The organism is Corynebacterium sp. HMSC068H04, from assembly GCF_001811255.1.
GTDB classification, from domain to species: domain Bacteria; phylum Actinomycetota; class Actinomycetes; order Mycobacteriales; family Mycobacteriaceae; genus Corynebacterium; species Corynebacterium hesseae.
This window is the reverse complement of the sequence record NZ_KV804008.1, coordinates 26,190-32,892: the sequence shown is the minus strand read 5'-3', so window position 1 is coordinate 32,892 and position 6,703 is coordinate 26,190. Positions and strand designations below refer to the sequence as shown.

2 protein-coding genes are annotated in these 6,703 nt (G+C 55.4%); both read right to left on the bottom strand.

Annotation, left to right across the window (positions count from 1 at the left end; all coding sequences use genetic code 11):
- Positions 1-525: 525 nt before the first annotated feature.
- Complete coding sequence (locus HMPREF2792_RS08120; RefSeq protein ID WP_070532693.1) at positions 526-1,476, bottom strand: replication protein RepA; 951 nt, start codon at positions 1,474-1,476, stop codon at positions 526-528.
- Between the two features lie 357 nt (positions 1,477-1,833).
- Positions 1,834-4,926, bottom strand: a complete 3,093-nt coding sequence (locus tag HMPREF2792_RS13315) for a DEAD/DEAH box helicase family protein (protein ID WP_255366236.1) — start codon at positions 4,924-4,926, stop codon at positions 1,834-1,836.
- Between the last annotated feature and the right edge of the window lie 1,777 nt (positions 4,927-6,703).

Genomic DNA, 6,703 nt, shown 5'->3' with positions numbered 1-6,703 from the left:
ACTACGTGTCCACGATTTGCGGGCAACCCCAAGTTCGGGTCGTCGATGTAGCGCTTGTAGACCACTGCCTTGCCTCCCCTGTCCATGGTTCTTTTCTTTGAAGAAAGTCTAGAAGACACAAGGCTACGTGGAGGGTTATAGGACTGTGGTTGTTGTGGGGTGTTTTAGTGGCAACCAAATCTTTGATTTGGGCGGCAGCCCAACGAGCCGTAAGGCGAGGCGGGAGCATAAACAGTAGCTCGTAGTGAACGGTTTTGTTGGTTGATCGGCTGGGGATATAGATCTACAGGGATATAGTTATAAGCGACCTGGGAAAATAGAGAAACTCGCAGGTGAAACCCTGTGTATAAGTGCCTTTATGTGTCAACTTATGCGCAGGCGTGTGTCAACTTATGCGCAGTAGTCTCATGTGGGTTTCCGTATGGGTAAATCAGCGCAGCCGTATTTTGCGTGAGGGTAAATCTGTGCACGCTGTTTTGGGCAAAAAGAAAGCGCCCCGTAGGGCGCTAGTCTTCCGTGTTCGGTTTAGTCGAGTTCGGGGCGCGGTGGCTTCTGGTGAACTGATGGAGCAGTCCTCGTGACCGTTACGCCGTCTGTGTTGGCTTCAATTCCCGAGTTCGGCCATACCTTTGAAACTTCTTCGATTGCTTCCTTTGTGCGTCGTCTGAAGTCTCGCATCTGAGTCGTAGAGGTTATCTCTGAGGTGGCGAAGTTGGCGGCGATTATGTCCCAAGTGAAGGTGTAGGCTTCGCGGTTGTTTTTAGCCAGCCAGTATTGCTTTACGGTAAGCCAGATGTAAATGTCCATCGAACGTGGTTTGTTGAGCTCGCGCAGTACATTGAGGTCGATGGGGATGGGGGATTCGGCAATGTGCTTGAAGAACTGGGGGGTTAGGACGAGTTCTGATTCCATGAAGCTTCCCTGGTTGGGGTCGCGGGGGTCGAACCAGAGGTTCCAGTCTTCGAGGATTTGGGTGTTGCGTCCGCGTGCGTGAACGCCGTCGTCGCTTTGGACAGTGATGAAAGAACCTGCGATGCGTAGGAGCTGCTCGCGGATATTTTTCAGGTTTCCGGTTGCTCCTCCGGTGCCGCGTCCGGTGATGCCGATTGCTTGGAGGAAGTGGCTCATGGAGTGTCCTAGTGGAATGCGGCAGGCTTCTTCGTGGGTGATTTTTCCTTCTTTGAGGCGTCCGGCGTTAGCTACGGCGCGGGTGATGATATAGGCCATGATGAGCCTGGGGTACTTGCCGTAGGGGACTCCTCGTTGGGAGAGGATGGTGATTGTTCCCTGTGGGGTTTCGACGGTGCGGTTGTTTCCCTCGGTTTTGCGGTAGGGGAAGAGTGCTTGGACGAAGAGTTTGGAGGTGTAGCCGACGTCTTGGGCTTGGAGGAGTTCTTGTGCGGCGTCGTGTTCTTGCCTGCGGGCTAGTTCTTTGACTGCTTCGAGCTTGGCGCGGCGCTCGTCTCGGGGCTGCATGGTGCCTTGGTCTCCTTTCGGATTATCGGCACCGACCGTGTTGTGCTTTGCTCACTGTCCGTGTGGAAGTGGTAAAGTCTGAATCGACACGGTCGGTGTCGTTTTTCGTTTGGACCCCCGCTAGAGCGCCAACTCTATGATGCGGGGGTTTCCTCGTTTTGAGGAATGTGCGCGCCCTGGACTTGAACCGAGGGTGTGTGCCGCTCGCGCTGCGCACCCCATGAGTGTGGGGTGCGGCTTTTTATTTTCTCCGCCTATTAAATCACACCGGTGTGATTTAATAGCTGGAATTTCGCAGGAAGGTCTGCGCGTGTTGCGTGTTCTGCGTTCATTGTACATGCTGCGTTGAGGGGTGTGCTACAGCTCATTTCCGTTATCGTCCTCTTGTTCTTCGTCTAGGGGCTGGGATGAGTTTTCTTCTTGGCCGTCACTGTGGGGACTATTGCTTGTTTCATCTCCAAGGCCGAGTCCGTCGAGGAAGTCCATGCTTGTCTGTGCTTCGGGGTGAAGTTCAGGGTCGGCAGGAGGATCCATAAGTGCAGTGTCTCCTGCTGTGTGGGAGATGGGTTTGCTGTCTGGGTGGCAGATCATTCCTGTATCGCGCATGAACCCGGTGGGGTTGAGCTCTAGGGAGTAGCCGGGGCTGCGCCCTTTGCTGGCGAGTCGGCTGGCATATTCTTGGCGTCGGCGAACTTCTGCGTCGGAGGCGTCGAAGTCAGCCAGGCGTTGAGTGACCGTGTTGAGTTCTTTGCGAGCCGAGTCCAGCTGGTCTTGCTGGGGGAAGGACTCTGGGTCCCCGAGTTGGTCAATATCGTCGATTGTTTGCTGATGGTTGGTGATGTCTGCGCGGGTTTGGTCAACGCGGTCGGGGGCTGAGCGCACCGTATTTTCTAGCTGGGTGAGCAGTCCGCTTTGTTTGTTCTTGATTTCTTCAGGAGTAATGCCCGAGTGCGCGTAGGTGGGGTCAATGACCCATTTTTCAATGGCGTCACGGCCTACTTGCCCGAAGTCGGATTTAACCTGAACGCTGCCATTAATCGCGTCGAAACGTGCCGCAAACGAGATTCCAGCGATAGTACCTACTGGCTGGTAGTCGGTGCTGCGCGAGTCTTTGACCTCTTTGAGACGGTTAATAAGGGCGCTAGTGGCTTCTTCGCGGGAGTCTTGATGGGAGTTGTTGATATTCCAGGTGCGCTCCTTTGAGTCGGTGTCTGCCCATTGTTCTGCTTGGTCTACTAGTCCTTCGGTTCGGTCTAGGCGTCGTTGGGCGCGGGCGAGGCCTTCTTGTGCTTGCCTGCGGGTGAGAACGTTGGATTCGGCGAGTGCTGTGTGTTCATCGGCGGCAGCTTCGAGCTTTTCTACCTGTTTGGTGAGCTCTGCTTTGCGCACGAAGTCAGGGTTTCCGGTAGCGATAGCCTTGTTTTGGGCCATGGCTTCTAGGTCGTTGTCTTCGAGCGGGGCAATTGAGCGCATGGAGCGGTCAGCATTCCAGAATTGGTTGGTAAACCGGCCTTTGCGCTCGATAGTGGCCCAAGAATGCCCGTCGTAGGTGCCGCGTCCAACGTAGGTATAGCGGGCGACTTCGTCGTTTTGGTTGCCTTGGCGGAAGAAGCGTCCGTCTTGCTGCTCTAGGTCAGCAGGACGCCAGGGAACGTCTACGTGGTGGATAGCAACGCCGCGAGATTGGATATTTGCGCCGGTTCCTAGCTTGGCTGTGTTGGCAATAAGCACATCGACTTTGCCGTTATTGCAGTCGTCAAAAAGCTGGGTGCGCTTATTATCCCAGTCGTGGATAAAGCGAATGCGGTCTTTATCCATGCCGGCTTCGACAAGCTGGTCGCGGATTGCCTCATACATGGAGAATGACCCGTCAGGCTTGGGCACTCCCTTATCGCAGAAAATAAGCTGTAGACCGCCGCGATTAGGCGAAATATTGCCCTGCTGGTCGGTGTACTCGTTGTCTTTATTGTCCTGCCATTCACGCACGACGTTTTGGACAACGGCGTGAACGCGGCCTACGCCTTGTGAGGGCGGGAGGTTAGCTAATTCCGGTGAGAGAGTGGCGTTTTTGCCGTCACTCATAATCTTTAAGGCGTTGTCGATTTTGGGGTTGTCTGGCTGATTATCTTCGCGCCAGGAAAGATCTTGAATTAAGTCCTTGGTTTCTTGGTCTACGTCGAATTCCACGACGGTAGTCTCGCCGCCTTTAATGCTGGGCAGCTTGCGTGGAATATCGTCGCGGGTGATGGTGTCGGCCATGGGCGCGCACATTTGGGCCAGCTCTGCAAGGTTTTCATAGCTGGCAATGCGGGTTTGTGGCTTGATTTTATTGCCAGCGGTAAAGCCAATTTCGCTGCGCTTGGAGGTGAAGTTTTGCGCCCAGGAGTTCACGCCATGCATGCCTGCTTCGTGGAGAAGATCGGGGCGTAGGTAGTTGAGCATGGTGTAGATTTCGGCGATGGAATTGGCAATAGGTGTACCCGTGGCAAAGGTGGCAATGGGGTGGTCGTTGCCTTTTTCTCCGCGTAGGTAGCGCAGCTTTACGTCGAGGTCAGTAGCGCGGTCGGAACCTTCTTCGGCAAGGTCGGCCAGCTTGGATACGCGCCGGAGGTTTTTATAGTTGTGTGCCTCGTCGACAATGATGTAGTCGCCGCGCGTTTGATCCCAGGGGATTGTGTCACCGCGAGAAATCTTGTCGATTTTTTGGTTCATGCTCTGCTCGAACTTGTCGCGCTTTTGCTCGATTCGGCGCGTGTTATCGCGGCGGGTTTGCTCGTCTACCTCGTTGTCTTCGATTTCTTGCAGGTCGCGCTCGAATTCGTCTAGGACGCTGTCGCGGTAGTCGCGCAGATAGTCAGCGGACATGCTCATTTCGCCGAACGAGCTCATAGAAACAATGACAAGCTCCCAGTCATTGGCTGCGGCTTGGGCAAGAAGGCGCTGACGGTCATCTTTGCGGCTGCTGCCACTGCGGGTTTCTACCAGCATATTCGCACCGGGGAACCACTGCTTTGCCTCAATTCCTACCTGCTCTACGAGGTGGTTAGGAACCACCATCCAGGGCTGTTTAGCAACGCCGAGGCGCTTTAGCTCCATGGCTCCCATGAGCATGCTGCCGGTTTTACCGGCACCGACAACGTGGTTTAGCAGCACACCTGGTTCGTTGAGCATGCGCTCGACTGCGTTGAGCTGGTACGGGTAGGGCTTGTAGCGGTCGCTAATGCCTGCAATCTCGCGGCGAGAACCGTCATAGCTGGGGGCAACAACACCATTGAGCGTGCGGTTGTAGACATCGACTAGGCGCTCATAGCGCGCTGGGTCTTGGGTGACCCAGCGGGAGAAGTGCTTTTCTAGTCCTTCTACCTTGGAACCGGCAAAGGCAGAAGCCTTGCGGTGGACGACTAGCGCATTTTCTCCGTAGCCTTTATCCAGCTTGGCGTATTTGGACATGTTGAGCTGCGGCGGGCGCATGTTCATGGTGTCTTCAATGAGTTTGGCCGCCGAGTAGACAGTGGCGTCGGCACCAGAGTGGGCGATGCCAGCGTGGCTGAAATCCTTAAACTCTTCGTCATTGAAGTTGTATTGGCCATTTGCGTTAGCCGCGCGCACGCCCCATTTCAGATCGACTTCTTCTCGGGTGTGCCAATCCTTTGGTGTGCTGACAAACCATTCATCGGCGCGGTTGTGTACGGTGACTCGATTGTGCAGGCTGGCGGGAATATCGAGGGTGTCAATGATGAAATCGCGGTAGACATCATCGGGTATCCACGTCGCTCCTAGGCTCATCTTGATTCCGCTGGTGACCTTGTCCGGCAAGGCGTCTTCCAAGCCTGCGACATTGGGAAGAAAGCGCGGATCGTTGTGTGCGACCTGGCGGGCAGTTTCCAGCTTGGGGTAGATAGACCCAGAAAGGTACTTGGTTGCTGGAACCCACTCGTCGGGGCGGTGCGGGTGGCGAAAAGCAACCTTGTTGTCTGTCAGTTCGCGGGCAAGAGCGTCTTCGTCGGTATTTCCCAAAAGCTCGGCAAAGGTGGCAGTAGTCATCGGCAGGTTATGGTTTTGGGCGATAACTACCGCATCCTGGACAGAATCGGCGCTGGTGGGAGTGTCGATAGAGCGCAGTGGGTTAGTGGTAAACAGCGGGCCCTTAGTGGCCTGCTGGGTGTCGTCATTGAAATCTTCGAGCGCTAGAACAGCCGTGACATACGGGTCGCGGCGCAGTGCACCAGAAAGGTGCAGTTGCTTGCGCTGCTCGCGGGTGCTGGGCTGCTGGGCTTCGTCCCATAGCCGGGCGGTGACTTCATCGGGCAGGTCACCCTCGAAGGGGCGATCATCAACGGCGTTGTGTTTGCGCCACAGGTCAGCCTTCTTCTCGAAGTCGGCTGAGATACGCTCCGGCGTTTTTTCCTTGGCTGCTTGAACAGTAAAGCGGTTAAGCGGGCCGTAAGTGCTGGCGTAAGCGTCGTATTGGCTGTTAAGAACTTCGCGTAGTGCAGGAAGCTTATTGTCTTGCCCCTCACGGCAGGCTTCTAGGACTGCTTCGGTGGTATTGCGCAGGTCAACAATGGCTTTCCATTCCTGCTGGTATTTCTTAGCGCATTTGACGTCTTCCCATTCAGACTCGCCGCTGCTGCCGATGGGATTAAGCTGTTGGAATTGAACGCTGCCGTCATCGTTGTCGATATAGCGCAATGCGCCCAACGTGTCTTGGATCTGCTCTTGGCGGGCCTCAATAAGGCCAGAGACGTCTAGTCCTTCGGCGTGGTTAATCGTTTCTGGGCTAGCGGTCAGACCCTGGCCGTTAGCGACAGCAATAGAGATGTCCTGACGCAAAATATCGCCTAGCCGGTCTGCCACATGGTCCGTGTTGTCGCTGCGTACCTCTAGGGTTGGCCCGAATTGGGAAGAGACTTCCTTCCATGTGCCGAGCACGTGGTCTGGATTATCTGCGAAGAACTTGTTTATCGCACGGGTGGTCTCGCCCACCGTAATGGACTGTTTCCGGCAGAATTCCTCGGTGCGCGCACTAGGTTCCTGGTTTTCGTCGCGGACACGGAAGACGAGAACGTCAGTGCCTACTTCGGTGCCGGCAAACTCGGCAAAAGCACCGTTTGCGCCGCCAGGCAGGCGCACGCCAGTGATGAAGTCGGCGCGGTCAGTAAGTGCTTGCTGCACGCTGGTAGCCCCGCGTCCAGACGAATCGGCAGAGTGCTGAGAGGTTAGTACG

Bases quoted from the DNA above. Each gene is read 5' to 3' on its own strand.
- HMPREF2792_RS08120 (WP_070532693.1), bottom strand. From the start codon at position 1,476: ATGCAGCCCCGAGACGAGCGCCGCGCCAAGCTCGAAGCAGTCAAAGAA.
- HMPREF2792_RS13315 (WP_255366236.1), bottom strand. From the start codon at position 4,926: ATGTCCAAATACGCCAAGCTGGATAAAGGCTACGGAGAAAATGCGCTA.